The sequence below is a fragment of the Sphingobium rhizovicinum genome, from assembly GCF_042647625.1.
Lineage (GTDB): Bacteria > Pseudomonadota > Alphaproteobacteria > Sphingomonadales > Sphingomonadaceae > Sphingobium > Sphingobium rhizovicinum.
The window spans coordinates 595,187-620,057 of record NZ_JBHRVU010000004.1 but is presented as its reverse complement, the minus strand read 5'-3'; the positions used below and the strand labels follow the sequence as shown (position 1 = coordinate 620,057).

Genomic DNA, 24,871 nt, shown 5'->3' with positions numbered 1-24,871 from the left:
CAAGATGAGCGATCGCAATCCATTGCACTCTTTTACGAGCGCAATATTCATGCGTGGAATTGCAAATCCGAAGATTAACCATCTGCCATTCGTAGCATGACGCCGACACGCACAATGCGTGCGCCGCTCATTCTGGACAGAATTGGAAACCCCTCAGCTCTGCTCGCGTGGTTGCAGCGCACAACAATATTTATTGCAATGCGACAGCATCGGTCTGACGGCCAAACGCCCCTTGAAAGCGACGACTGGAGAAACATCGCCGCATATTCATGGTTAACGGCTGGAAAGCCATAAAATGCAGACCCTTGTTGAAACGACTGTCTCCAGCCGCAACTTATGCAGCGGGCTTTTCCAGCAATGTCAGCCCATCCAGATACTCCACATGCCCCCAATGAATGGGAGCCTGGTCCAGCACCACCAATCCGGCACGGTCGGCCAGATGCTCGAAGATCGCGTTCGACATGAAATTGCGATTATGCGGATTTTGCGTCCAGACATGGGTCGGATGCTCGCTATAATTGCTATGATGATAGAGCGCCCGTCCTCCCGGCGCCAGAACGCGCGCGGTTTCCTTCAGATAGCTCCAGACGTCCAGCATTTCGAAATGGACGACGGCGTCGTAGGAAAATAGGGAATCATAGCTGCCATCGGCCAGTTCGGACAGGTCGACGCCATTATTCACATAATAGCGGAATTTCGGCGCTTCCCCCAGCAAAGCGCGGCAGGCCGCGATGTTCTGGCCCAGCGCATCCACCAGCACGATATTTGAGGCGCGATCCATATACATGGGCACATGCCGCCCTTTGCCAACCGCCAGTTCGATGATGGCATTACATTCCAGTTGGCGAAACATTTTCAGGAAAGGAGAATTGCCATCCCAGAAAAGCGCGACGGCGTCCGCCTGCGCGGCATCGTCATAATAGCGCGTATTTTCATGCACATCCAGGATGGCCTGCGTCGCTTTCGCCTTCTCCATCATCCTTCTCCCGTTCCTGTTTATATGGCCCGGGGTGCAAAGCCGGGAGTGTCAAACACCCCGGCTTTGAAGATCATGTCAAGACGCTGTTGCTAAGGCACTGATATCGATCAGTTCACCTGCCCCGCCAGATGCAGCAGATGCGCCGATGGCGGAACGCCGTTGGCGCGCAGCAGATCAACAAAGGCCTGCGCCCGCTGAAGCCGATTGCGATCGAAAGCCTCTGCGTCGAATTGTGCGGCAAAGCTGTCGCGGATCATGGCCCAGTCGAACTGCCCCGAACGCCAGGGTTCGTCATAGATCGACACATAGGGAATGTTCATGCTGCGGCACAGTTCATAGGTGCGCGAATCCCATGCCACGCACAAAGCCGGCGTACCGGCCTGCAATGCCAGCGCCGTCCCATGAATGCGCGTGCCCAGAACAAAGTCCGCGCGCGTCAGATGCTCCATCCACGCCGGCACATCCCACCAGACGTGGAAATGGCGACGCCCTTCACGCTGGAAATCGCCCAGTGGCAAATGCGGCATCAATTGCTTGTGCAGGACACGCATCGTCTGTTCGTCCAGCGCATCGCCGCGTGCCAGCCGCAGATGATCCAATTGCATCTGGACATGCATCAGCCCCCCGGAACGCACAACCGTCCGGATGAGCGCATGTTCGAAGGGTTGCGAGCGCGGATCCCACGGATTGCCCAACGTGCCGTTCAGCAGCGGCAAATCATCGCCCAGAGCCGCGAATTTCTGAGCCACGACATGGCCCAGATTACGCGCCGGCGACAGCATCAGCGACGGGCATCCCGTGACGACCGCATTGTCGGCCAGGCCATAACGGTCGAGCAGCTTGTAGGTCAGGTCGCCACGGACCGAGACGTTGACCTGCCCGCCCGAACGATCCCTGAGCGCACGCAGCCACGCCAGATGCCGGTCCGACAGGGTCACATCGCCCGGCTCCAGCGTCAGCCGGTCCAGCAATCCCTGCGCGCCCAGACCCAGCACCACCGCTCGCCAGTCGGCCGGCGCACGCTCCAGAAACGCATGGAAATGGGTGGGATCATAATGCTCGCCGAGGTAATTGGCGAGTGTGAACACGCCAATCTTCTCCTCCGGCGAAGGGGTTTCGATCAGCGTCACATTCCGCGGAAAGCCCAATATCAGGGCCGATGCGTAGGAAAAGGCCAGGTTGCCGGGATTGATCCCGACTTCCTGCGCCAGCGTCTTGGTCGACTTGTGACTGGTAATACCGAGCCGCGATGGCTCACCACGCAAGATAATTTTGTTCATCAATGATACAATTTCAAATGAGCTTCTGCACAGTCGGATTGACGAAGGAAAGACGGCATGTCCCTGATAAGGCCGTCATAATCAACCTGTCCTTCGGTGATGTCGACGATCAGATTTTGCAGGCTGAGGCTGTCGCGCGCGCGGAAATTCAAGCCGCCACGTCCGGGCTGCACCTTTTCCGCCATGCCGCCAATATCCGGACAGATGACCGGGCGGCCATATTTATAGGCTTCCTGAATCACGACGGGGGAATTTTCCCACCATTTCGACCCCATGACAACCCAGTCCACCCCGGACATAAGACCGCCCAGTTCCTCACGCTCATAGGCACCGTGGAAACGGACCATGCCCTCGGCCTGCTTTTCCGCCCGCTTCAGCAAATCACTGACCTTCTCACGGAAATCCGCGCTCTGATGCTCCAGCCCGGATCCGTAGATATCGAGCGACACCTGCTTGCGCACCGCCTTCGGCAGGCCAAGAAACGCCTCCAGGATCAGGTCGATGCCCTTGAAATGGTTGATCTGACCGAAATAGGCAAAGCGGCCGCGCCCCTGCCCTTCGTTCAGGCGGCGCGGCGGCACGCGTTCGCCATCCTCCAGCCCGTTTTCGATGACGATGACCTTGTCCGCCGACAGGCCCCAGGCGACATAGCGGTCCTTGAGGAAATCGCTCGGCGACACAAAGGTGTCGACCAGGTCGAAGAAGGATTTCACATAGACTTCGCGCAGGAAGATGTCCTCCATCGACGTCTGCGGGAAACAGCCATGGCATTCGCGCGGGCTGGACCTGTAGCAGAGCCGCCCGTCGGTCTTGATCATCTGGCCGCTGTTCAGACAGATGCCGATGAATTCATGCAGCGTCAGCACGATCTTCGCCCGCGGACACACCCGCTTGGCGGCGTGGATCATCTCCAGCCCCAGAAACACATAATGGTGGAAATGGATGACGTCGGGATCGATCGTGCGCAGCATATCGGCAAAATCGCTATCCTCACCCAACGCGATCGTGGCCGACAGGCGCGGAATATCGGCATTGCCGCCGATCAGATATTCCCGTTCGTTGAGCGAGGCCACCGGACTGCCCAGATGCAGCATCTGCTGTTCGGCGCGGCCAATGAACCAGGCTTCATGCCCCGGTAGGGCATTAATGCCCTCGAACAGCGAGTAGGCAGCAATTTCGCCGCCGCCCTTGCTGAAATTGGGATGCGCGTGACTGAATATCGCGATACGCATTTAGATCAATTCTCCCACGGGTCCGCGAGTTCGGCGCTTTCGATCTTCTTCTTGTACCGCCAGCCATTATAGAGCGTCAGCAGGTGTCGGTACGATGTAATGCTCTGCAAATTCTGCGATTGGCGCTCCAGATGCCAGAGCCGGGGCTTGGCGTTCAGAACCAGCTTCAGCTTGCGCTTGCGCAACTTGAGGCACAGGTCGCTATCCTCGAAATCACCGATGATATAGCCTTCATCCAGACCGCCCAGTTCGCGATACATGTCCGCGCGCAACATCAGGCAGGCCGCGGTTAGCAACGGCACGTCATAGCTGTCGTCCGCCCCCCACCAAGGCGCGCCCTTGCCAGGATGCACGTTCAGCACGAAGCCGGGATAATAGGGGTCTTCCTTCGGCCGCATGCCGGCATGCTGCACCGATCCATCGAAGAACTGGAGCAACGGCCCGACAGCCCCCACACCCGGCTCGTCCAGCGACTGGATCATGTCGCCCAGCCAGCCCGGCTTTTGCGGAATGACGTCGGAATTGAGCAGCAGCAACCGGGGCGCGACGGCAAAACCCGCCCCCATATTATTGGCGCCGGCAAAGCCCATGTTCCGATTGTACCACACCACCCGGAAAGGCAGGCGATACAGATCATACATGGCCGCCGCCATATCGAGCGTGGGACTGAGAATATCGGGATCATCGACGACATAGATCAGGTCGACACGATCGAAATCGGCATCATCCTTGAACCGCGCCATCTGATATTTCAGGAAATCATAGCGGCCATAGAGCGGCACGATGATCGAAACGTCGGTCGACGGCGGCAATGTGCCAAACTGCTTGACCTGCGGCTTCGGCCGGTGACGGCTGATCTCGGGGGAAATAGTGCTGATCGGTTCGCCCAGCACCTTGTCGAACAGGTCGAACAGGCTGTGGCGAATACGGTCGGGCGCCGGCACGAAGGTCAGCACATCCTTGACCACTTGTAGCGGCGTCGCCGCCTCTGCATCCACATCGACCAGCAACCAGGCCTTGCCTCGATCGCCGCAATCAAAACACAGAGCGTGGACGTCGTTCGGACTGACATCGCCATCGACGCGCAGCACGAAGCCAGCCATTTCGGTCACCTGCGGGAAGCGCCCCTTCAGATTGGCGGCGACATCCATGCGGGCCAGCCGGAAGAATTTGTCGGTCACATCGATTGGGGAGCGCTTTTCGGTGTGGAACGACACCGACTTGAGCGAGGCATGCAGATCGACCATCCAGCCAAAGATGATCAGCCCGCCTTCCCCCATCGGAAAAGCCTTGTCGATGGCGCCGACCAGAGAATGGGAGTCCTCGAAATATTTGGGCAGGCTGGCCAGCGTCGGCGTCGAATCCGACGTGCCGAACTCGACCGCCAGCAAAAAGTCACGCACCAGGCCAGTTCCCCCGAAATTATGGCAGCGCAGATGATATTGGCCAGCCCGCGCATCCTGCACCAGAATGTCAAAGCCCGGATTCTCCTCCACCACATGGGGATGCGCCGCCTGCACGTCGGGCCGGGACAGGCGCGACACGCGTGCGCGCACCGGGCTACCATCACGCAACACCTCGATCCGGTCACTCCCGACCAGCCAGCCTTTCAGCGTCAGCCCCCGGTTGAGCAGTACGATTGTGTCCAGGCTGATGCCGGAGGCCATGACGCCGCCCGCCTCCACCTTGATGGGCTCGGCTCCAGCCAGCAAGCTATCGCGACCCTCCTCCGGCACGCCCTGCGCGCCGCCCTGCTTCTTCAAGTTCAGGAAACCCACCATTGATCTGTCTTCCCCTTACCCGACCGCCTTGGTGACGGCCCGGGTCCGATAAATCGAAACCGACTGCCCGACGCCCGCCTGTAAGCCAACGCCGGCCAAGCCTATGCCGACACAGGCCCGGTCAAGCCGGGTCGCCGCTCTGTCGATCCACTGGAAAGGGCGATGAAAGGCAATCCCGCTTCGTCGCCGTTACGGCTGCGGACCATCACACCCTTCCACAGCCGCAAGTCTCTAACCCCGAATATGGCCTTTAGATTACTGGACGTTCAGCCGATAACGCCGGACGTGTCAATTCAAAATCCCGCACCTGCGCATGGAGCGGCACGCCTTTCCGGACGAACCGCTTCAGCCCTCTTGTTCGGCCACATCGGCGCGGCGCGCATGCAATGCACGATGCGCCTCCATGATCGTCTTGACCTCTTGCGATCGGTTGCGGGGCAGGATCAGGACAGCCTCCGCGGTCGATATCACTACCATGTCCGACACGCCCAACGCGCCGACCGGCGGACCGCCATCAACGAAGATCAGATTGCGCGACCCATCTTCCACCACCGCCGGGCCGGTGATGCTGTTGTCGCGCTCATCCCGGCCGCGTATCGCCCAGAGGGCATCCCAGGAACCTACATCGGACCAGCCGATGTCCACCGGCACAACCACCGCACGCCGGGTTTTTTCCATCACCGCATAGTCGATTGACTGGTTGGTTGCAGCGCCGAAACTCGCCGCGCCGGGACGAGTCAGCGTCCCATCATCGACCGCCTCGGCCATCGCCTGCGCCATCGGCCCGGCAACATCAGGGGCCAGCAGGGCCAGTTCGGACAGAAATGCCGATGCGGTGAACAGGAATATGCCCGCATTCCAGCTGTGCCGCCGCCCGTCGAGATAGGACTGCGCCACGGACAGCGTCGGCTTTTCGACAAATTCGCTGATCTCATGAATATCCGCGTCGCCGTCCAGTGGAGCGCCCTTAGCAATATAGCCATAGCCGGTGGCCGGATGATCGGGCTGCACGCCGAACGTCACCAGACGGCCCGACCGCGCAACCGGCAGAGCGTCGGCGATGCGCTGGTGGAAAGCGGCCAGATTACCGATCACATGATCCGATGGCATGACCAGCATCAGCGCATCGGGATCGCGCTGCGCAATCCAGTGGGCCGCCATGGCCACCGCCGGCGCGGTGTTGCGTCCCTCCGGCTCCACCAAAATGGCCGACGCCGTCAGGCCGGTCGCTTTGAGCAGTTCTCCCAATATGCCGACATGCCGATCGCCCGTCACCAGAATGGGCGGCGCAAAACCGGGACGACCGGATACACGCCGCAGCGTTTCTTCCATCATGGTGCAATCGGACGTCAGCGGCAGAAATTGCTTGGGGCGGTCGGCGGTGGACAAGGGCCACAGCCTTGTTCCGGAACCGCCGACAAGGATCACGGGATAGATGAGCATGAACAGCCCTTAGATCGAAGACGTAAATATTTCGCGGAAAATTATCGCCGGAATATGACGATCAACTGGCCAGCAGGCTCAATCGGCCATGACCGCCTGGGCGCAACGGAAATTCGGCTACGCCATGATCGGTCCGCTCCGCCCGGGTCAGCCGCTCCACCGCGTTAACCACCAGCATTTCCAGCCCTTCATCACTCAGCAGACCACCATGGATCAGGCATCGGTCGATCAGGACGCGCTTGAACGCGGCATAGAGGCCCATGTCGGGCTGATGCGGCGCACTCCAGAAACCATCCAGCCCGCTATCATGCACCACGCCGGGAATCTTGTAGACGGCATGGCCCAGCACGATCACCGGCTTACCCGCGTTCAGCGCCAGCGTGCCGACCGTGCTGTTGACCGTGACGACGCCCAGCGACCTGTCGACAACCTCGGCAATATCCCAGTCGGCCAGATAAACGACGCGATCCGCCACACCATAATAGCGCGCAAGCCGCGCCGTCAGCGCATGCCAGCCGACCAGCCCCGGATCGAGCGGATGGCGCTTCACCACCAGCGACACGCCTTCCGGGGCATGGCGGGCAAAGCTCTTGATCACGAACCGCAGCGCCGCCCGCATATTGCCAAAGGGCGAATGGACGCGAATCTGGTAATCGGAATTGAGTTGAAGCGGAAGGGTGAAGAAAGGCTGGTCCTTGATCCTGGCCCATTCCGCACGTGCCCGGCGTGCATAGCTTTTGCGCCCCACCAGCTTCCAGCACCAGGCCAACGATTCCATCAGGAAGCTATGCGGACGGTGGGTAGTATAAAAGGGAAAATAGGGCCGCATCAGCGCGGATGCCAGGCCATTGCGCATTGTGTTGCGCGCTCGCGCGCGAAAGAAGGATGGTACGCGCGGGCGGTTTTCCTCATCCCCGTCAGGCAGGTCGCGCGCTTGATCGCGATACCATTTTGGATCAAGCGGCAAGGTGGAGTTGCCGTTCACCCCATCATCCTGCAACGTCAGAAAATCGGGCCGGATATAGCCTTCCTCCACGACATGAACGCGCACGTCGCGCAGCCGCGCCATGCCATGCGCCGACGCATGATAGGGACGGCAATCGCCGTAGAGCACAAGGTCGGTCACGCCCTGATTGACGACAAAATCGTCAAAGAATAGCGGCCAGTTGCGAAATGTGCCGCGATAGTCGGTCGCTTCACCCGGCCAGTCTATCTTGTCGCCGCCATTGATGTTGATCCGCAGCGCCCGATGGCCACGATCACGAAGCGCCTGCGCCAGCATCGCGAAATAGGGACCATGTGGCCCCTGTAAAAAAAGAAATGTCTTGGCGGACGCTTCAGCCATGCAGGAACTCGGCGGACAAAGTCATAAATCGGCGCAACTTCCCCTGTAGCATCCGCAACCGGATCAAAAACGTCACCGGCGGCGTCGATCCGTTCGCCATGCGGTCCACCATCACTTCGGGACCGCAGGGCAATCGCGTAACGGGATCGATATAGCGAGGATAGAGAATGAGCGCGCCCGCCACAAGCTGATCCACGGTGAGTTGACGACCGCGTCGACCAGTCGATTTGGCAAGGTCGCGGGTCAGCCCCCATCCGGCATAAAAGGGCATGCCGTGAACCGTCACGGATCGCCCGCGCATCAGCGCCTCAAACCCGGTCAGGGACGAAAGGACATGCACTTCATCCACCGCCTGCACCAGTTCCATCAGCGGCGCGCCGGTATCGATCGTATCGGCATGGGCCAGAACCACGGCGTCGGACAGATGACCCTTGCGATGACCGGCCTGCACGTCGGGATGCGGGCGATAGACGATCCAGGCGTCCGGTTCGGCCCTTCGCACCCGCGCCAGAAAATCCAGATTGCCGTCGACGCCCGCGCCGCCCAGCCGGACCGACAGGTCATCGTCCACCTGCCCGACCGCCAGCACCGTGCGCCGCCCCTTGGGCAGGCCGATCATCTCGCCGGCTTCCGGCCCATATTTGGTGACGCCCGCCGCACAGATGCGGGTGCGCAACCGCCGCGCCCGATCGACCAGCCCGGCCGGAAAGGCATGGGTCGCGAGCAGGCTCTCCAGATCATTGGCGGCGCGCGCGTTATAATAGATGCCAGTCCGGTCGACCACGACGGATCCGGGCGGATGCAGCGCCGCCCCCAGACCGCGTGAGCGCAGGAAGCCATCCTCCACCCGAGCCACGGCCACACCCTGACCGGCTGCCTCCTGCGGCAGAGCAGGCGGCACCCGCGACGGCCAGATCGCAAGCGATCCACCCTGCTGCCGCGCACGGCGCAGCCCCCGCGCAGGCGACAGGAAAGGCGGCGCGCGCAGGCCGTCCCACAGAAAATGGCGAATGGCCTCACGTTTCCAGAAAGCCATGCCGCTGGCTGCCGCAATGCCGCGATTGCCCTCCAGATGCCGTCGCCAGTCGGCGAGCTGCTCGATGGCCTGCATGACATCGATCGCTGCGCCGGAAAAGCAGTCGCGATAGGCGGCCGCCGCAATCCGGGACCACAAAGCCGTTCGCAATATGTCCGGATCGACCGGCGCGCCATCGGGGTCGAACACCGGCACGCCAAGCAGGCCAGCAATCAGCGCCAGATCATCGTCGGGCGCAGCATGGACCGCACGCGCCTGCTCCACCAAAGTCCAGGGGTCGCAACAGGCCGGCAACAGCCGCCCGACCGGCCCCTTTTCCCTGCCCGCCAAAGTGCTTGCCGGAACGATGCCGATTTCCTGCGGCAGCAAGCCGGCCAGCGCCTGCGACGCCACCGGCACGCCGTCCCGCACGATCAGGCGCAATCCAGTCGGGCGATGCCCCCAGAAATCGCCGCCGACCCGCCCCTGGACAAGCCTGTCGAGCACGGCATCGTCAATGCCGGCATCCGCTGAACCGCCGGCAGGCGCACTGATTGCCGCGACCGATGGCGCAATGCCGGGGAAAGGCGGCGAACGCAGGAAAAGCGCGAGCGTCACGGTTGCCCGGCGCCTGCCGCCAGCACGGCTCCACCCTGTCGGGCGGTGTCCATCATAATGCCGGATGCAGCCCCTGCACGGGCCATGGCCATGTCCTCCATCGTCCCCCACCCATGCGAGCGTCTGATGGGAAGGTCAAGAAACAGAGGCCGTTACTTCTTCGATCAGGTCGGTGACGATGTCGAAATAATCACGCCAGGTCGGCGCCCGCCACGCCGCGATGCGCGCCAGTTGGGCGGCTCGATCCGGGGCATCGGGCTGGCTATACTGTTCAATCGCGCGCATCCAGCCGATCCCGTCGAGCGGATCGAGATAATCGGGCGCGTCGCCGCCCACTTCGCGATGGGCGATGATGTCGCTGCAAATCACCGGCACGCCCGCCGCCAGCGCCTCGACCACCGGCATGCCGAACCCTTCGATAAAGGACGGCATCAACATCGCCCGCGCCTGCGCCACCAGCGCCTGCATCCGGTTGTCGGACACTTCGCCCGCCTCGATCACATGGCCGCGCAGCGCCTCACCGCGCTCCAGCATGTCGATCACATTCTCATTTTCCCAGCCGCGCCGCCCCACCAGCACCAGCACCGGCGCGGCATCGCCCAGCCGGTCGACCAGCCGCCGCCAGATGTTGAGCAGCAGCAAATGATTCTTCCGCGGCTCGATCGTGGAAATATAGACGAAATAGGGCCGATCCGGCACATCCTCCTGCCGGTTGGCGAACATGTCCGCCGGGTCCGCGCCGAAATGCGCGACGCGAATCGCCCGCCCGCCCAACCCGCGCCGCATATGCGGGGCAAGCGCGTCGATCGTCGCCTGGCTATTGCCGATAATCCCGGTCGCATGGCGATCGATCGTGCGCACGCGCCTGCGATGCTCGTCCGCCCCCTGCGGCCGGGCGAATTCGGGATGGCTTAGCGGAATAACGTCATGCACCAGCGTCACCAGCTTCGCGCCCTCGGCCCGCAGGATCGCGCCGACCTGCGCCTCGTCATCCAGATGATGGGGCGACACTTGCAGATAGATGCGCGGCCCGGTCGCGCGCGGCACCGGGCGCGGCCGGGTGGCGAACATGTGGCGGATGACCGCCGCCTTGCCTTCCCCCGCGTCGGTCGCCCCCGCATTGCGCCATTTCGCCGCAGTGAAAGCCAGAAACTGACGCACCGCCGAATTGCTCAGCCGGCCATAATAGCCGCCCGCCGGATGCACCGCTGCAAAGGCCAATCGGTCGGGAATCCGCGCCAGCAATTCGCGGGCATAGACATATTCGACCCGATCGATCCCGGTTGGCGCAGGATGAAAGGCGCGCGACAACAGGCGCGACACGTCCAGGATGACTTCGCTCTCGCCGCGCGCGCCGGCAAATTGCGCGCTGGCCCGCTTGGACCGCAGGGCCAGCCGCGCGCCGGGCGCATTGAAAGGACGCAAAGCCATGTCAGCGCCTATCCCACAGGCTGTTGCCCCACAGGCGGTTCGCGAAGAAAAACATCATCAGAATTGCGCGCGAATCTCTTCGGCCAGCACCTGCAAGGCGTCCTTGTCCGCCATCGCGCCCGCGCCATGGGCAGCGAACCCCTTGGGGTCGCCCTCCCACCGGGGCAGGATATGGACATGCAGATGGAAAATCGTCTGCCCCGCCGGCGCGCCGTTAAACTGGGCGATCTGGATGCCGTCGGGGTTCAGCGCCTTGCGGATGGCGGTGGCGACCTTCTTCGTGGTCGCCATCACCTGCGCCAGCGCTTCGTCTTCTATCTCCAGCAGGTTGCGCGCCTTGGACCATTTGGAAATGACCAGCGCATGGCCCCGCGTCTGCGGCATGATGTCGAGGAAGGCGAAGGTCGTGTCATCCTCATAGAGCTTCATCGACGGGATTTTGCCCTGAAGGATCAGGGCAAAGATATTAGCGTCGTCATACGTGCCGTCGAGGCTCATGGATTGCCCTTAGCTGATATAGTGGGCGGTCGTCTTAGCAGCGACTTCCTCCGCCGTCACGCCCGGCGCCATCTCCACCAGCTTGAACGGGCTGTCATGATCCGGGCGCTGGAATACGCACAGATCAGTGACGATCATGTCGACCACATTCTTGCCAGTCAGTGGCAGGGTGCATTCGGGGATGAACTTCGCGTCGCCATTTTTCGACGTATGCTCCATCACCACAATGATCTTCTTGACGCCCGCGACCAGATCCATCGCGCCGCCCATGCCCTTGATCATCTTGCCGGGGATCATCCAGTTGGCGATGTCGCCATTCTCGGCGACTTCCATCGCGCCCAGCACGGTCAGGTCGATATGCCCGCCGCGGATCATCGCGAAACTGTCGGCGCTGGAAAAATAGGCGGACTGCGGCAATTCGCTGATCGTCTGCTTGCCGGCGTTGATCAGGTCGGCGTCTTCCTCACCTTCATAGGGAAAGGGGCCGATGCCCAGCATGCCATTTTCGGACTGGAGCGTCACTTCCACGCCATCGGGAATATGGTTCGCCACCAGCGTCGGAATGCCGATGCCCAGATTCACATAGAAACCGTCCTGCAATTCCTTCGCCGCCCGCGCGGCCATCTCGTCACGAGTCCAGGGCATCAGTTTAGACTTCCTTCCTGAATGGTCGTTATTTCGCCGACCTGATTGCGCAATTCCGCCGATAATGCGGATACGATCGATTCGAGAGCTTGCCGCTCATCCAGATCCCATGTCGTGGCATAGGCGCGCGCGGCATGCCGGATCGTATCGGACATCAGATAGCCGAAAAACGTCGGGTCTTCCAAAGTCCGAGCGGAAATCCAGACGCTGCTGCCCGCCCCATTTGTCACCCACACCCGCATGATCTCATGGGACTGGTCTGTCAGTATGTCGCCCCTATCCAGCGACAGGGCGTTAGGATGCTCAGCTTGCGATATCGCTTTCTCTGTCATTTCCCGGTTCCATTGGCGGGCAATTCCCACCTTTTGTCCATCGGAAACACATCGTCATAGCCGCCGACCAGCCCGCTGCCATAAACAGGGTTGGGCAGCACGAACCAGCCATTGCCCCACAGCCCCGCAACCGGCGCCTGCATGGTCATGGCACGGCGCGGGCCGGGGGCCGCTTTGTTCAGGTTGAACAGGTCGGAAAAATCGCCCAACTGGTCGCCGCCCATGGCGATGACGCAATATTTGGCGGCGATCGTCGCCCGGCGGCCATCCTTGCGCGATCCCATGGCGTCGTCACCGCTGAGATACAGCGTCTGGCCATGTACAGCCTCGCCCAGCCCCGCCGCCCTGATCGCGCGCACCGTCGCATCGGCATTGGCGGCCGATCGGTTGGTGTTGAAAATAACCGTCACGCCCAGCGCCCGCAACGCCGCCACGCCACGGTCCGCACCCGGCACCGGCCCGACCGCGCCTTCGCCGGTCTTTTCCCACGCATCCCAGTCGGCCGGATTATAGCCCTTGCCGGTCTTCGCATCATGATATTCGAAGCCGGTGTTCAGCATCACCGTCTCGTCCACGTCGAACACGGCTGCAAACGGCTTGTCGCCACAAGGCACGAATGAAGGCGCCGCCAGACTCGCCCCCTCCGCCAGCACTACGCTATTTGCCGGGCGCGCCTTCACCGTCACCGCCGCATAGGTCAGCAGCGCATTCCACGCCTGCACCGAAATCGCGGCGCCCTCGCCCGACCCGTAAAGATATTGCATCCCGGCGGGCGGATTGGCGTTCGGCGCAGCGCCCGTTACGGCTGGCGGCGTGGTAGTTGCACAAGCCGCCAAGGGCGCCAGCAGCAGCGCCGGAAAAGCACGCTTCGTCATCAACATCAGGCCGCTTCCCGCGCCCGCGTCGTGCGAAACTCGATCTTCTTGTCATAGGGCGCGCCGATGATCATGCGCTTCACATAAATGCCCGGCAGGTGGATCGCATCGGGATCGAGCGTCCCCGTCGGCACCACTTCCTCCACCTCGGCGATGCAGATCTTCGCCGCCGTCGCCATCGGCGCGTTGAAATTGCGGGCGGTCTTGCGGAAGATCAGGTTACCGCTCTCGTCGGCCTTCCACCCCTTGATGATCGCCACATCGGCAAAGATGCCCCGCTCCAGGATATAATCCTGCCCGTCGAAGCTCTTCACTTCCTTGCCCTCGGCCACCTGAGTCCCCACGCCAGTCTTGGTGTAGAAGCCGGGAATGCCTGCCCCGCCCGCGCGGCACCGCTCCGCCAGAGTCCCCTGCGGACAAAATTCCACCTCCAGCTCGCCCGCCAGAAACTGCCGCTCAAACTCCTTGTTTTCGCCGACATAGGAGGAGATCATCTTCTTCACCTGCCGCGTGCGCAGCAGCTTGCCCAGCCCTTCGCCATCGATCCCGGCATTGTTGCTGGCGATGGTCAGATCCTTGACCCCCGAATCGCGGATCGCGTCGATCAGCCGTTCGGGAATGCCGCACAGGCCAAAGCCCCCCGCGCACAGATGCATCCCGTCGAACAGCAATCCGTCCAGCGCAGACGCGGCATCGGGGTAGAGCTTCCTGGCCATCGGCATCCATCCTTCCTGAAATTTCGCACCACCCTATGCAGGCCGACCGATCAATACCAATGATTTGTTTTTTCGGTTAAGCACAAACAATGTCTATCAATCGCATCGCCTTCTATCATCTCGAAACGCTGCTCTGGATCGCGCGGCTGGGCACGTTCGCGGCGGCGGCGGCGCGGCTCAACACGACCCAGCCTGCCATTTCCGCCCGTGTGCGGGAACTGGAAAATCATCTCGGCACCGCGCTGTTCCGGCGCGACGGGCGGACGATGGCGCTCACCCCCGCCGGGCGCGAACTGGTGCGCGAAAGCGAACCGCTCTGGGCGCGTTTTCAGGGCGTGCTGCTGGGGTGCAGCGATATTGCCGGCGCCACCGGCATCATCCGCATCGGCGCGGGCGAAATTGCCGCCGCCAGTTGCCTGCCCGGCTTCGTCGCAGAGCTTGGCCGCGACCTGCCGCAAGTCAGTCTGGAAGTGGACATCGCCCTGACCGCAGACCTCATCCAGCAACTGGCGTCGGGCCATGCCGACATCGCCTTCGCGGCCGGCCGCATCGCCCATCCGATGCTGCGCACCGCCCCGATCGGCAGCGTCGACCTGCTCTGGCTCGCCAGCCCCGCAACCGTCGCCACGATGGTCGTAAACCGCCCGCCGATCTGGTCGCTCACCAACCTGTCGCCGCTCTATCGCATTATGAAGGACGCGATCGCCGCATCGGACCTTGCCGATTGCCCGCTGAACCTGTGCAACAATGTCCGCACCATGATCGACATCGTGCAGGAAGGCGGCGGCATCGGCATCTTCCCCCGCCCGATGGCGCGCCAGCAACTGGCCGACGGCACGCTCCTTCCGGTCCCCGGCGCCCCCGCTATGCCGCCCGTGGATTTTCACGCCGCCATCCGCGCCGCCGAAGCCGATCCGCTGGTCCTGGCGATCTTCGACCGCGCAAGCCGGCTGGAATTGCGATCCAGCGTTTAGATCAGACCGGCCAACGGACTCGAAGGATCGGCATACATGCGCTTGCCCATGCGCCCGGCGCGATAGGCCATGCGGCCAGCCTCGACCCCCGCCTTCATCGCGGCGGCCATCAGCACCGGGTCTTTCGCCTCTGCGATCGCGGTGTTCATCAGGACGCCGGTGCAGCCCAGCTCCATCGCCACCGTCGCTTCGGACGCGGTGCCCACGCCCGCATCGACCAGCACCGGCAGCTTCGTGCCCTCCACGATCAGGCGGATCGTCACCTTGTTCTGGATGCCCAGGCCCGATCCGATCGGCGCGCCCAACGGCATGATCGCCACCGCGCCCGCATCCTCCAGCCGCTTGGCCGCAATCGGATCATCGACGCAATAGACCATCGGCTTGAAGCCTTCCTTGGCCAGAACTTCCGTGGCCCGAAGAGTCTCGACCATGTCGGGATAGAGCGTCCGCGCCTCACCCAGCACTTCCAGCTTCACCAGATCCCAACCGCCTGCCTCGCGCGCCAGCCGCAGGGTGCGGATCGCATCCTCCCCGGTGAAACAGCCGGCCGTGTTGGGCAGATAGGTGATCTTCTTGGGGTCGATATAGTCCGTCAGCATCGGTGCCTTAGGATCGGAAACATTGACCCGGCGCACCGCCACGGTGACGATTTCCGCGCCCGACGCCGCGACCGCCGCCGCATTCTGTTCGAAACTCTTATATTTGCCGGTGCCCACGATCAGCCGCGACCGGAATGTCTTGTCCGCCACGGTCCAGCTGTCGTCATCGAGCGACGCGACATCGCCGCCGCCCACAAAATGCACGATCTCCAGTTCGTCGCCATCCTCGACCTTGACCTGCGCCAGCGTCGAACGCGGCACCACTTCCAGATTGCGCTCGACCGCCACCTTTTCCGGCACGAAGCCCAGTTCGCTCGCCAGATCGGCCAGCGTCAGCCCGTCGCGAATGCGGCGATGCTCGCCATTGATATGGATGGAAATGGTGCCGTCTATGCTCACTGCGCTGTCCCGGACAAGAAGGAGTCTCGACTAGGCGAGACGGGAAGGGCTAAGGATTGGCCCGCATATAGAGGCGGCCTTGCCCGCCAAGCAACAGCAGAAGGGTTCGCCATGGCCGACACGCGCAAAATCTATGTTCTCAACGGCCCGAACCTCAACATGCTGGGCACCCGCGAGCCGGAGATTTACGGCTATGACACGCTGGACGACATAGCCGAACGGATGGAGGACGCCGCCGGCCGCGCCCATGTGGAGATTGATTTCCGCCAGTCCAACCATGAAGGCCATCTGGTCGACTGGTTGCAGGAAGCCCATGCGGAAGGGGCGCATGCCGTCATCATCAATCCGGGCGCCTATACCCACACATCCATCGCCCTGCATGACGCGATCAAGGGGATCACAGTGCCGGTGATCGAAATCCACCTGTCCAACCCGCATGCGCGTGAACCTTTCCGCCACAAAAGCTATGTCGGCATGGCGGCGAAGGGGACCATCGCCGGCTTTGGTCCCATGTCCTATATGCTGGCGCTGGAAGCCGCGCTGGAACTGTAGCTCACCGCGATTCCGGCGCGCGAAAGTTGCGCTTTGCCGCAAATGCGAATAGGCGCAGGCGCCAGAAACCATATTCACCGGCCAGGGACTTCACATGACCGACAAACAAGAAAAGGGCGCAATGCAGGTGGACGTGCAGCTGGTGCGCGATCTCGCAGCGCTTCTGGACGACACCAACCTCACCGAAATCGAGGTTGAGGACGGCGACCGCAAGATCCGCGTCGCCCGCAAGGTCGGCGGCGCGCCGGCTGCCGTTTATGCGCCCGCTCCGGTGGCCGCAGCCCCCGTTGCCGCTCCGGCAGTTGCACCCGCAGCACCGGCCGCCGCAGCTGAACCCGCTGTTCCTGCCGGTAATGTGGTGAAATCGCCAATCGTGGGCACCGCCTATCTCTCGGCCGAACCGGGCGCCGCCCCTTTCGCCCGCGTCGGTGCGCAGGTGAAGGCCGGCGAAACCATCCTGATCGTCGAAGCCATGAAGGTCATGAACGCGATCACCGCGCCCGTCGCCGGCACGGTCAAGGCTGTGCTGGTCGATAACGGCCAGCCGGTCGAATATGACCAGCCGCTGATCGTCATCGAATAAGGCGCGAACCGCTTATGGCCATCGAAAAGCTGCTCATCGCCAATCGCGGCGAGATCGCGCTTCGCATCCACCGCGCCTGCCATGAAATGGGCATCAAGACGGTGGCGGTGCACTCCACCGCCGACGCCGACGCCATGCATGTGCGTCTCGCCGATGAGGCGATCTGCATCGGGCCGCCCGCGGCCAAGGACAGCTATCTGAACATCGCCGCCATCATTTCGGCGGCGGAAATCAGCGGCGCGGATGCGATCCATCCCGGCTATGGCTTCCTCAGCGAAAACGCCAAGTTCGCCGAAATCGTGGAAGCGCACGGGCTGGCCTTCGTCGGTCCCAAGCCCGAACATATCCGCACCATGGGCGACAAGATCGAAGCCAAGCGCACCGCCGGCGCGCTCGGCCTGCCGCTCGTCCCCGGTTCGGACGGCGCGGTCAGCGATGTCGAGGAAGCCAAGATCATTGCCGAAGCCGCCGGCTATCCGGTGATCATCAAGGCGGCATCGGGCGGCGGCGGTCGTGGTATGAAGGTCTGCACTTCGCCCGACGATCTCGAAACGCTGATGCAGCAGGCCGGCTCGGAAGCGAAGGCCGCCTTTGGCGACGCGACCGTCTATATCGAAAAATATCTCGGCAATCCGCGCCATATCGAAATCCAGGTGTTCGGCGACGGCAATGGCAACGCCATTCATCTGGGCGAGCGCGACTGTTCGCTCCAGCGCCGCCACCAGAAGGTGCTGGAAGAAGCCCCCTCGCCCGTCCTGTCGCAGGCCGAACGGGAACGGATCGGCGGCGTCTGCGCCAAGGCAATGGCCGACATGGGCTATCGCGGCGCGGGCACGATCGAATTCCTGTGGGAAAATGGCGAATTCTACTTCATCGAGATGAACACCCGCCTTCAGGTGGAACATCCCGTGACGGAGATGATCACCGGCGTCGATCTGGTGCGCGAACAGATCCGCGTTGCCGAAGGCAAGCCGCTTTCGGTCGCACAGGAAGACATCGTCTTTTCCGGCCATGCGATCGAATGCCGCATCAATGCGGAAGATCCCCGGACCTTCGCGCCCTCGCCGGGCACCGTCACCAGCTATCACGTCCCCGGCGGCATGCATGTCCGCGTCGATAGCGGCCTGTATCAGGGCTATAAGGTGCCGCCTTATTATGACTCCATGATCGGCAAGCTGATCGTCTATGGCCGCACCCGCGAGGGCGCGATCATGCGGCTGAAGCGCGCGCTGGAGGAATATGTGATCGAAGGCATGAAGACCACTATCCCGCTGCATCAGGCGCTGCTGACCGACAAGGATTTCCTGGACGGCAACTACACCATCAAGTGGCTGGAAGAATGGCTTGCGCGCGAGGATGCTCAGTGAAAGCCACCATCTGGCATAATCCCAAATGCGGCACATCGCGCAAGACGCTGGCGATCCTTGAGGAAACGCCGGGCGTCGAGGTGGAGGTGGTCGAATATTTGAAGACCCCCTTCACCCGCGACAAGCTGGTCCAACTGTTCGCCGACGCCGGGATGACCCCGGCGGACGCGATCCGCAAGATGGGCACCGACGCCGAGGAACGCGGCCTGCCGGACATGACGGCGGACGCGATCCTTGACGAAATGGCGGCCAACCCGGCCTATGTGAACCGCCCCTTCGTCGAGACCGAAAAGGGCGTCCGCTTCTGCCGCCCGCAGGACAAGGTTCTTGAAATCCTGTAATTATCCAGCCTCTTGTCACGCCATCGTAACAAGAGGCTGATTTGAGCCCTTGCTTTGACGGCGGGAAGCCGTAGCTTCCCCTTCATGGCAAAGGAACCGGCATTGGCGACCATCGCCGTCTACAGCCTCAAGGGCGGCGTAGGCAAAACCACCTTCGCGATCAATCTGGCCTGGGCGTCCGCCTGCATATCCAAACGCCGCACCCTGCTATGGGATCTCGATCCGCAAGGCGCATCCAGCTGGCTGATCCAGACCGACCAGACCAGCCGGGACGCCGCACAGGCGATCTTCAGCAAGGATGTCGATATCCGCAAACTGATCCAGCCCTCGACCGTGCCGGGGCTGGACCTGATCGCCGCCGATACGTCGCTGCGCGGGCTCGACCATCTGTTTCGCGAAATGGACAAGAAGAAACGGCTCGCCAAGCTGATCGACAGCCTGGGCCGCGATTATGACCGCATCATCCTCGATTGCCCGCCGGGCCTGACCGAAACCAGCGAGCAGGTGCTGCGCGCCGCCGACCTGATCGTCATCCCGGTCATCCCCTCTCCCCTGTCGCAAAGGGCGATGGGCGAAGTGGCCCGCTATCTGGTTCAGCGCGGCGGCAGCCATGCGCCGATCATGCCGGTCTATTCGATGGTCGATCGCCGCCGCAGCCTGCACCGCGCCGCGCTGGAAAGCCAGTCGGGCTGGCACGCCATCCCCATGGCCAGCACGATCGAACAGATGACGGTGCGCCGCAAGCCGCTCGGCGCCTTCGCCCCTGCATCGCCCCCGGCGCAGGCGTTCGCGGCGCTCTGGACCCAGGTCGAACGGCAATTGCTGGCGCGCTGACCCGGCCGGTTCAGCCGATCGCCCGCTGGGTCGGCATGGGGAACAGCCGCACCGCATCTCCCCCCAGCATCGGCCGACCGAAATAATAGCCCTGCACCTTCTTGCAGCCCAGCCGCCGCACCATCTCCAGTTCCGCCTGCGTCTCCACGCCTTCGGCCGTCGTGACCATGCCCAGACTGTCCGCCAGCGTCACGACGGCGCGGATGATCGCCAGACTTTCCGCCGTGTTGCGCGACGCCCCCACCACGAAGCTGCGGTCGATCTTGATCGTGTTGAACCGGGTGCGGCTCAGATAACCGAGCGAGCTGTATCCGGTGCCGAAATCGTCCAGCGACAACTGAATGCCCAGCGCCAGCAACTGATCCAGCACCTTCAGGGCGCCGGCATCGTCGGTCATGAACACGCTTTCGGTCACTTCCAGCTCCAGCCGATGCGCGTCCAGCCCGCTTTGCGCCAGCGCCGATACGACCGCCGCAACGAAGCTGGGATGCGCCAGCTGCTCGGCCGACACGTTGACGGCAATGCGCACATCGTCGGGCCAGCCCGCGGCCTCCTGACAGGCGGTGCGCAACACCCATTCGCCGATCGGGCCGATCAGCCGCGCTTCCTCCGCCACGGGGATGAACCTGACCGGCGAAATCGGCCCCATTTCGGGGTGGGTCCAGCGCACCAGCGCCTCGAACCCGACGATCCTTTCTTCCGCGACGTCGACCACCGGCTGATAAAGGACGTGCAACTGGTCCTTTTCCAGCGCCTCGCGCAACGCCAGTTCCAACTGGCGACGCTCCTCGGCCTGCGCGTGGAGTTGCGGCTCATAGGCGCAATGCCGCCCGCCGCCCTCGCCCTTCGCCCGGTACAGCGCCAGATCGGCGCTGCGGATCAGCGCTTCGGCCTCCCGCCCATCCGCCGGCGACAGCGCGGAGCCGACCGAAGCGCCCACATGCAGCATATGCTGATCCACCTGATAGGGCGCGGACAGGGCCGTGATGATTGCGGCCGCCAGACGCGGCACCGCCGCGGCATCGGCGATGCGCGGCATGACGACGGCAAATTCGTCACCGCCGATCCGGCCGCAGAAATCATCGCCCGTGCAAACCGTCAGCAACCGGCGCGCCACCTGGCTCAGCAACTTGTCGCCGGTCTGGTGGCCCAGCGTGTCATTGATCGCCTTGAACCGGTCCAGATCGATCATCAGGTAAGCGCATCCGGGCGACCGGCCATGCGCAGCCTCCAGAGCCCTATTCAGGGCATTGTCCAGCGCCTCGCGCAGATGGCTGCGATTGGGCAGGCCGGTCAGCGGATCGAAACGCGCCAGCTGCGCGATCTTGTCGGCCGATTCGCGCTGCGCCGTCACGTCGGAGCCGACACCGCGAAAGCCCTGAAAGACGCCCTGTTCGTCATGCCGCGGCGACGCAGACAATTCCCACCAGCGCCATTGCCCCTGCACCTCGACTGGCAGCGCCAGATTGCTGAAGCTTTCGCGCTGCTTGAGATGGTCGGAAAGGTCACGCAGCCCGGCAGCGAAGCGCCCGCTTTCCCATCCGCTGCCCGCCAGCAACTGCACCAGCGACGCGCCTTCCAATTGCGCCGGCGTCCGCCCCAGCATTTCGGCCAGTCGCGCCGACACGCCGGTCAAACGCCGCATCGCATCGGTCTGCCAGAGCCAGTCCGATCCGCCGGCTTCATATTCGCGCAGCAACAGGCTGACGACCTCGGTCTTCTCCACCAGTTGCGCGGTGGCGCTATGCTGCCGCCCAAATGTATGGGCATAGATCAGGCAGCCGCCCAGCAGCGACAACGCATAGCTGCTGGCCAGCGCCCGCAGCGGCAATTCGCCCCCCGCATGGAACATGGCGAACAGCCCGGCAATGCAGGGCAGCAGGAAGGCCATGGCCGACAGCGGCAGGGCGGCATAGCTGATCGCCCCGCACACCATGACGCAGCTGATCAATGTCCAGAGCGCCACCAGCTGCTCGGTATCCCCCGAATGGGAAATCAGCGCCATGCAGACAGCCCAGACGCCGCCATGCAGCAGCGCACCGACGGCATGCCGCCGCAGGTCTGCCGCCGACAGAAGGGCCGCCCCGCCCTGCCGGCGCTGCCGATCGAGCAGCAAAGCGGCAAGGCTGATGGCGACGAGGGCGATGCTCCACCCGCCCAGCAGCCAGGACGGGCAGCAAAGGGAAAAGACCTGCCAGAGGAACAACAGGCCGCAAATATTCATGCCATGGCGCAGCACGGCCAGCCCGTCAGCGGAGCGCAATTGCGCCTCCAGCACACGCAGCCCGGCCGCATCGCCGATCGGAGCCAGCCCCATCATTGCGCGCATGGACTTGCGCGCCTGATGATCCTGCTCTGCGGCTGGTTCTTTCTTGCTACCCACATGCCCGCGTTAGCAGGCGGGGGTTAGCAATCCGTAACCTGCGTCAGGCGGCGATGTCGTAGGGGCGAATTTCGCCGGTCAGATAGAGATTGCGCGCCTTGGACCGGCTGAGCTTGCCCGAAGAGGTGCGCGGCAAAGTGCGCGGCGGCACCAGTTCCACGACGCAGTTCATGCCGGTGATGGCGCGCACCCGTTCGCGAATCTGGTCGCGCAGGCGTGACCGCTCCTCATTGTCCGACGTGCGGCAATGGACCAGCACGGCGGGCGCTTCCTCGCCGCCGGGCGTGGTGATCGCGAAGGCCGCGATGTCGCCCTGCTTGAAGCCGGGCAGCTGCTCCACCGCCCATTCAATGTCCTGCGGCCAGTGATTCTTGCCGTTGATGATGATCATGTCCTTGGCGCGGCCGACAATGTAGAGATAGCCGTCGGACAGATAGCCCATATCGCCCGTGTCCAGCCAGCCGTCAGCCATGCAGGCCTCGGTCGCTTCCTGATCGCGGAAATAGCCGACCATCAGCGACGGCCCGGTGGTCCACACCTTGCCGATCTGGCGCTCGGCCATCAGGCCGCCATCCTCGTCGCGGATTTCCACGATCATGTCCTTGGCGGGCTTGCCGCAATTGACGATCGATCGGAAACGCTGGGGACGGCCTTCGGGCGCTGCGCCGCCGGACAGGTCGGTTTCCTCGACCAGTTCGACGATGATGCCCTCGCCCGGCGGCATGATGGTGACGGCCAGCGTCGCTTCGGCCAGGCCATAGCTTGGCAGGAACGCCTTGGGGCTGAAACCGGCGTCGGCGAAGGCGTCGACGAAGCTCTGCATCACGTCGGGGCGGATCATGTCCGCGCCATTACCCGCGAGGCGCCAGCGCGACAGGTCGAAGCGGTCGGCCGCCTTCGTCTGGCTCGACATGCGGCGCGCGCAGATGTCGTAGCCAAAGGTCGGCGAATAGCTGATCGACGTGCCTTCATTGCGGCTGATCAGGTCCAGCCAGGCCAGCGGACGGCGGGCGAAATCCTCCGTCTTCATATAGTCGGTCGACACCTGATTGGCGACGGGCGACAGGAAACAGCCGACCAGACCCATGTCATGATACCAGGGCAGCCAGCTGATGCAGCGATCGCTGTCCTGCACTTCCATGCCATGGCTGTGCGCCGACAGGTTGCTGAGCAGCGCATGGTGCGTCACCGCGACGCCATGGGGGAAGCGGGTCGAACCGCTGCTATATTGCAGATAGGCGATTTCGTGGGGCTGCGCCTGCGGCAGGTCGACGGGGACAGCCTCACGCGCCAGGAAATCTTCGAACGCGATGCTTTCGACCGCCTTCTGACGGCCCGATTCGCCCGCCATCTCTTCCAGTTCCTTGGGGAAGAGGAACAGCATCGGGTCACAGCTGGACAGCTGGACATTCAACTGGTCGATATAGCTTTCCTTGCCGCCAAAACTGGTCGGCAACGGCAGCGGCACCGGCCAGGCGCCGGCATAGACGATGCCGAAGAAAAGCGTCGCAAAGTCCGGCCCGGTTTCGGCGACCAGCGCGATGCGGTCTTGCGGCTTCACGCCATGGGCGATCAGGCGATGGGCGCAGGCGATGGCGTCGGCGCGCATCTCACTGAACGGATAGGGCCGCGCCAGATTGCCGCGTGCATCATGGAAGTTGAGGCCGCGTTTGCCCTGCGCCGCATAGTCCAGCGCCTCGCCCAGCGTCTCGAAATCCGAGAAGCGGCGCGGCAGGTCATCGGTGGTCGGCGTCGGTGCCATCATCTCTTGCGAACCCGTCATATTGGTTAACCCAATGTCTTCAAAATCGTGAAACCGCGGCCGCTAGCAGCTTTGACCGCCATTTGCACCGCCTATTCCATTCCAGCGTCGCTTATTAGCCGACAAGGCGCGGTAAAATTCCGGCCCGACTGTGGCATAAAGATGGCGCATCGGTCATTAGATGTCGACATGACCGGCAAACGCCCCCCTCCGCCGCTCGATGAAGCGGTGCTGCGCGATCTGGCGCTGCGCCATGTCGCCCGTTTTGCGACCAGCCGGGGCAAGCTGCTGGCCTATCTCAACCGCAAGATCAGGGAGCGCGGCTGGGGCGGCGAAAGTCCCGCCGATCCTGACGCTCTGGCCGACCGCTTCGTGGCGCTGGGCTATATCGACGATGCGGGCTATGCCGTGATGAAGAGCGCATCGCTCAGCCGGCGCGGCTATGGCGCGCGCCGCATTGGCGAGGCGCTGCGCGCGGCAGGCATTGCCGAGGGCGACCGGGAGCAGGCCGACGCCCAGACCGCTTCTGACGCCTGGACCGCGGCGGACCGCTTTGCCCGACGCAAACGGATCGGTCCCTACGCCCCCGCCCCGCTCGACCCCAGGCAACGCGAAAAGGCGATCGCCGCCTTCCTGCGCGCGGGTCATGCCCATGCCATCGCCCGCCGCTGGGTCGATGCCGCGCCCGGCGAGGAGATGGAAGAGGAATGAGCCAATGCCGGTCCGCCGCGACGATCGGGCGGCGACAATTGCGAAACTTCTCTAACTTCGTGCGTGTCATCAATGGAAAGTCAGCCCATAGCCGCCCCACGCCCTGTAGGACAGCCGCAGGCGAGTGATGCACGCGCGCCTTTGAGCCTGTTTGGAAAGGCGCTTCTGGCGCATCC

23 protein-coding genes are annotated in these 24,871 nt (G+C 63.1%); 7 read left to right on the top strand and 16 right to left on the bottom strand.

The features are described from left to right. Nucleotides 1-334 precede the first annotated feature (334 nt). The 13 genes from ACFOKF_RS04390 to ACFOKF_RS04330 all read right to left on the bottom strand — a co-directional run bounded on the left by ACFOKF_RS04390 (nt 335) and on the right by ACFOKF_RS04330 (nt 14,190). On the bottom strand, nt 335-979 hold the full coding sequence (locus ACFOKF_RS04390) for a methyltransferase domain-containing protein (protein WP_380793473.1): 645 nt from the start codon (nt 977-979) through the stop codon (nt 335-337). A gap of 107 nt (nt 980-1,086) precedes the next feature. Then, nucleotides 1,087-2,259, bottom strand: a complete 1,173-nt coding sequence (locus tag ACFOKF_RS04385; RefSeq protein WP_380793471.1) for a polysaccharide pyruvyl transferase family protein — start codon at nt 2,257-2,259, stop codon at nt 1,087-1,089. Continuing rightward, a complete protein-coding gene (locus ACFOKF_RS04380; RefSeq protein ID WP_380793469.1) occupies nt 2,259-3,491 on the bottom strand; it encodes a glycosyltransferase family 4 protein in 1,233 nt (410 codons plus the stop codon). Before ACFOKF_RS04380 ends, ACFOKF_RS04385 begins: the two co-directional genes overlap by 1 nt. Before the next feature lie 5 nt (nt 3,492-3,496). After that, nucleotides 3,497-5,272, bottom strand: a complete 1,776-nt coding sequence (locus ACFOKF_RS04375; protein ID WP_380793467.1) for a glycosyltransferase family 2 protein — start codon at nt 5,270-5,272, stop codon at nt 3,497-3,499. 345 nt (nt 5,273-5,617) lie between these two features. Further along, a complete protein-coding gene (locus tag ACFOKF_RS04370) occupies nt 5,618-6,715 on the bottom strand; it encodes a mannose-1-phosphate guanylyltransferase/mannose-6-phosphate isomerase (protein WP_380793465.1) in 1,098 nt (365 codons plus the stop codon). A gap of 61 nt (nt 6,716-6,776) precedes the next feature. Beyond that, a complete protein-coding gene (locus ACFOKF_RS04365; protein ID WP_380793463.1) occupies nt 6,777-8,060 on the bottom strand; it encodes a capsule biosynthesis protein in 1,284 nt (427 codons plus the stop codon). Then, entirely contained in the window at nt 8,053-9,693 is a 1,641-nt protein-coding gene (locus ACFOKF_RS04360) for a capsular polysaccharide export protein, LipB/KpsS family (protein WP_380793461.1), read from the bottom strand. Before ACFOKF_RS04360 ends, ACFOKF_RS04365 begins: the two co-directional genes overlap by 8 nt. A 135-nt stretch (nt 9,694-9,828) precedes the next feature. After that, entirely contained in the window at nt 9,829-11,124 is a 1,296-nt protein-coding gene (locus tag ACFOKF_RS04355) for a glycosyltransferase family 4 protein (RefSeq protein ID WP_380793459.1), read from the bottom strand. 57 nt (nt 11,125-11,181) lie between these two features. Continuing rightward, complete coding sequence (locus ACFOKF_RS04350) at nt 11,182-11,622, bottom strand: HIT family protein (protein ID WP_380793457.1); 441 nt, start codon at nt 11,620-11,622, stop codon at nt 11,182-11,184. A 9-nt stretch (nt 11,623-11,631) separates the two neighbouring features. Next, entirely contained in the window at nt 11,632-12,267 is a 636-nt protein-coding gene (locus ACFOKF_RS04345; protein WP_380793455.1) for a CoA transferase subunit B, read from the bottom strand. After that, on the bottom strand, nt 12,267-12,629 hold the full coding sequence (locus ACFOKF_RS04340; protein WP_380793453.1) for a DUF5076 domain-containing protein: 363 nt from the start codon (nt 12,627-12,629) through the stop codon (nt 12,267-12,269). Before ACFOKF_RS04340 ends, ACFOKF_RS04345 begins: the two co-directional genes overlap by 1 nt. Continuing rightward, nucleotides 12,596-13,480, bottom strand: a complete 885-nt coding sequence (locus ACFOKF_RS04335) for a 5'-nucleotidase, lipoprotein e(P4) family (RefSeq protein ID WP_380793451.1) — start codon at nt 13,478-13,480, stop codon at nt 12,596-12,598. The genes ACFOKF_RS04340 and ACFOKF_RS04335 overlap by 34 nt, the downstream gene beginning before the upstream one ends. Then, a complete protein-coding gene (locus tag ACFOKF_RS04330; protein ID WP_093019288.1) occupies nt 13,480-14,190 on the bottom strand; it encodes a CoA transferase subunit A in 711 nt (236 codons plus the stop codon). The genes ACFOKF_RS04335 and ACFOKF_RS04330 overlap by 1 nt, the downstream gene beginning before the upstream one ends. A gap of 89 nt (nt 14,191-14,279) precedes the next feature. On the opposite strand from ACFOKF_RS04330, the gene ACFOKF_RS04325 reads away from it, so the two are divergent. After that, nucleotides 14,280-15,164 carry a LysR family transcriptional regulator gene (locus ACFOKF_RS04325; protein WP_380793449.1) on the top strand — a complete coding sequence of 295 codons (885 nt, stop codon included), beginning with the start codon at nt 14,280-14,282 and terminating at the stop codon, nt 15,162-15,164. Here the strand turns inward: ACFOKF_RS04325 and thiS are convergent. Next, nucleotides 15,161-16,162 (bottom strand): sulfur carrier protein ThiS, encoded by a 1,002-nt coding sequence (thiS, locus tag ACFOKF_RS04320; protein ID WP_380793447.1) that lies wholly within the window; start codon nt 16,160-16,162, stop codon nt 15,161-15,163. The two genes, ACFOKF_RS04325 and thiS, sit on opposite strands and share 4 nt — an antisense overlap. A gap of 111 nt (nt 16,163-16,273) precedes the next feature. Here thiS and aroQ point away from each other — a divergent pair, with 111 nt between their 5' ends. From aroQ to ACFOKF_RS04295, 5 genes are all read left to right on the top strand, one after another. Next, a complete protein-coding gene (gene aroQ / locus ACFOKF_RS04315; protein ID WP_380793445.1) occupies nt 16,274-16,714 on the top strand; it encodes a type II 3-dehydroquinate dehydratase in 441 nt (146 codons plus the stop codon). Nucleotides 16,715-16,808: 94 nt separating this feature from the next. Continuing rightward, nucleotides 16,809-17,297: an acetyl-CoA carboxylase biotin carboxyl carrier protein gene (gene accB / locus ACFOKF_RS04310; RefSeq protein WP_380793443.1), complete on the top strand. Its 489-nt coding sequence runs from the start codon at nt 16,809-16,811 to the stop codon at nt 17,295-17,297. Between the two features lie 14 nt (nt 17,298-17,311). Further along, nucleotides 17,312-18,664 (top strand): acetyl-CoA carboxylase biotin carboxylase subunit, encoded by a 1,353-nt coding sequence (gene accC, locus ACFOKF_RS04305; protein WP_380793441.1) that lies wholly within the window; start codon nt 17,312-17,314, stop codon nt 18,662-18,664. Next, nucleotides 18,661-19,005, top strand: coding sequence for an arsenate reductase family protein (locus ACFOKF_RS04300; protein ID WP_380793439.1), 345 nt, complete (start codon nt 18,661-18,663; stop codon nt 19,003-19,005). The genes accC and ACFOKF_RS04300 overlap by 4 nt, the downstream gene beginning before the upstream one ends. An 84-nt stretch (nt 19,006-19,089) precedes the next feature. Then, the gene (locus tag ACFOKF_RS04295) at nt 19,090-19,839 is read left to right on the top strand and encodes a ParA family protein (protein WP_380793437.1); all 750 of its coding nucleotides are present in this window, start codon (nt 19,090-19,092) and stop codon (nt 19,837-19,839) included. Nucleotides 19,840-19,849: 10 nt separating this feature from the next. Here ACFOKF_RS04295 and ACFOKF_RS04290 read toward each other — a convergent pair whose 3' ends face one another. Together ACFOKF_RS04290 and ACFOKF_RS04285 are read right to left on the bottom strand one after the other, a co-directional pair. Further along, on the bottom strand, nt 19,850-22,159 hold the full coding sequence (locus tag ACFOKF_RS04290) for a putative bifunctional diguanylate cyclase/phosphodiesterase (RefSeq protein WP_380797651.1): 2,310 nt from the start codon (nt 22,157-22,159) through the stop codon (nt 19,850-19,852). A gap of 106 nt (nt 22,160-22,265) precedes the next feature. Continuing rightward, nucleotides 22,266-23,987: a fatty acyl-AMP ligase gene (locus tag ACFOKF_RS04285; RefSeq protein ID WP_380797650.1), complete on the bottom strand. Its 1,722-nt coding sequence runs from the start codon at nt 23,985-23,987 to the stop codon at nt 22,266-22,268. A gap of 186 nt (nt 23,988-24,173) precedes the next feature. On the opposite strand from ACFOKF_RS04285, the gene ACFOKF_RS04280 reads away from it, so the two are divergent. Beyond that, complete coding sequence (locus ACFOKF_RS04280) at nt 24,174-24,695, top strand: regulatory protein RecX (protein ID WP_380793435.1); 522 nt, start codon at nt 24,174-24,176, stop codon at nt 24,693-24,695. Nucleotides 24,696-24,871 lie beyond the last annotated feature (176 nt).

Excerpts from the sequence above, each read along its gene's own strand:
- ACFOKF_RS04290 (WP_380797651.1), bottom strand. The coding sequence starts at position 22,159 with ATGATGGGGCTGGCTCCGATCGGCGATGCGGCCGGGCTGCGTGTGCTG.
- ACFOKF_RS04325 (WP_380793449.1), top strand. The coding sequence starts at position 14,280 with ATGTCTATCAATCGCATCGCCTTCTATCATCTCGAAACGCTGCTCTGG.
- ACFOKF_RS04285 (WP_380797650.1), bottom strand. The coding sequence starts at position 23,987 with ATGATGGCACCGACGCCGACCACCGATGACCTGCCGCGCCGCTTCTCG.
- ACFOKF_RS04355 (WP_380793459.1), bottom strand. The coding sequence starts at position 11,124 with ATGGCTTTGCGTCCTTTCAATGCGCCCGGCGCGCGGCTGGCCCTGCGG.
- ACFOKF_RS04295 (WP_380793437.1), top strand. The coding sequence starts at position 19,090 with ATGGCAAAGGAACCGGCATTGGCGACCATCGCCGTCTACAGCCTCAAG.
- ACFOKF_RS04280 (WP_380793435.1), top strand. The coding sequence starts at position 24,174 with ATGACCGGCAAACGCCCCCCTCCGCCGCTCGATGAAGCGGTGCTGCGC.
- ACFOKF_RS04335 (WP_380793451.1), bottom strand. The coding sequence starts at position 13,480 with ATGTTGATGACGAAGCGTGCTTTTCCGGCGCTGCTGCTGGCGCCCTTG.
- accC (WP_380793441.1), top strand. The coding sequence starts at position 17,312 with ATGGCCATCGAAAAGCTGCTCATCGCCAATCGCGGCGAGATCGCGCTT.
- accB (WP_380793443.1), top strand. The coding sequence starts at position 16,809 with ATGACCGACAAACAAGAAAAGGGCGCAATGCAGGTGGACGTGCAGCTG.
- ACFOKF_RS04385 (WP_380793471.1), bottom strand. The coding sequence starts at position 2,259 with ATGAACAAAATTATCTTGCGTGGTGAGCCATCGCGGCTCGGTATTACC.
- ACFOKF_RS04345 (WP_380793455.1), bottom strand. The coding sequence starts at position 12,267 with ATGCCCTGGACTCGTGACGAGATGGCCGCGCGGGCGGCGAAGGAATTG.
- aroQ (WP_380793445.1), top strand. The coding sequence starts at position 16,274 with ATGGCCGACACGCGCAAAATCTATGTTCTCAACGGCCCGAACCTCAAC.
- ACFOKF_RS04370 (WP_380793465.1), bottom strand. The coding sequence starts at position 6,715 with ATGCTCATCTATCCCGTGATCCTTGTCGGCGGTTCCGGAACAAGGCTG.
- ACFOKF_RS04330 (WP_093019288.1), bottom strand. The coding sequence starts at position 14,190 with ATGGCCAGGAAGCTCTACCCCGATGCCGCGTCTGCGCTGGACGGATTG.
- ACFOKF_RS04350 (WP_380793457.1), bottom strand. The coding sequence starts at position 11,622 with ATGAGCCTCGACGGCACGTATGACGACGCTAATATCTTTGCCCTGATC.
- ACFOKF_RS04375 (WP_380793467.1), bottom strand. The coding sequence starts at position 5,272 with ATGGTGGGTTTCCTGAACTTGAAGAAGCAGGGCGGCGCGCAGGGCGTG.
- ACFOKF_RS04365 (WP_380793463.1), bottom strand. The coding sequence starts at position 8,060 with ATGGCTGAAGCGTCCGCCAAGACATTTCTTTTTTTACAGGGGCCACAT.
- ACFOKF_RS04390 (WP_380793473.1), bottom strand. The coding sequence starts at position 979 with ATGATGGAGAAGGCGAAAGCGACGCAGGCCATCCTGGATGTGCATGAA.
- ACFOKF_RS04380 (WP_380793469.1), bottom strand. The coding sequence starts at position 3,491 with ATGCGTATCGCGATATTCAGTCACGCGCATCCCAATTTCAGCAAGGGC.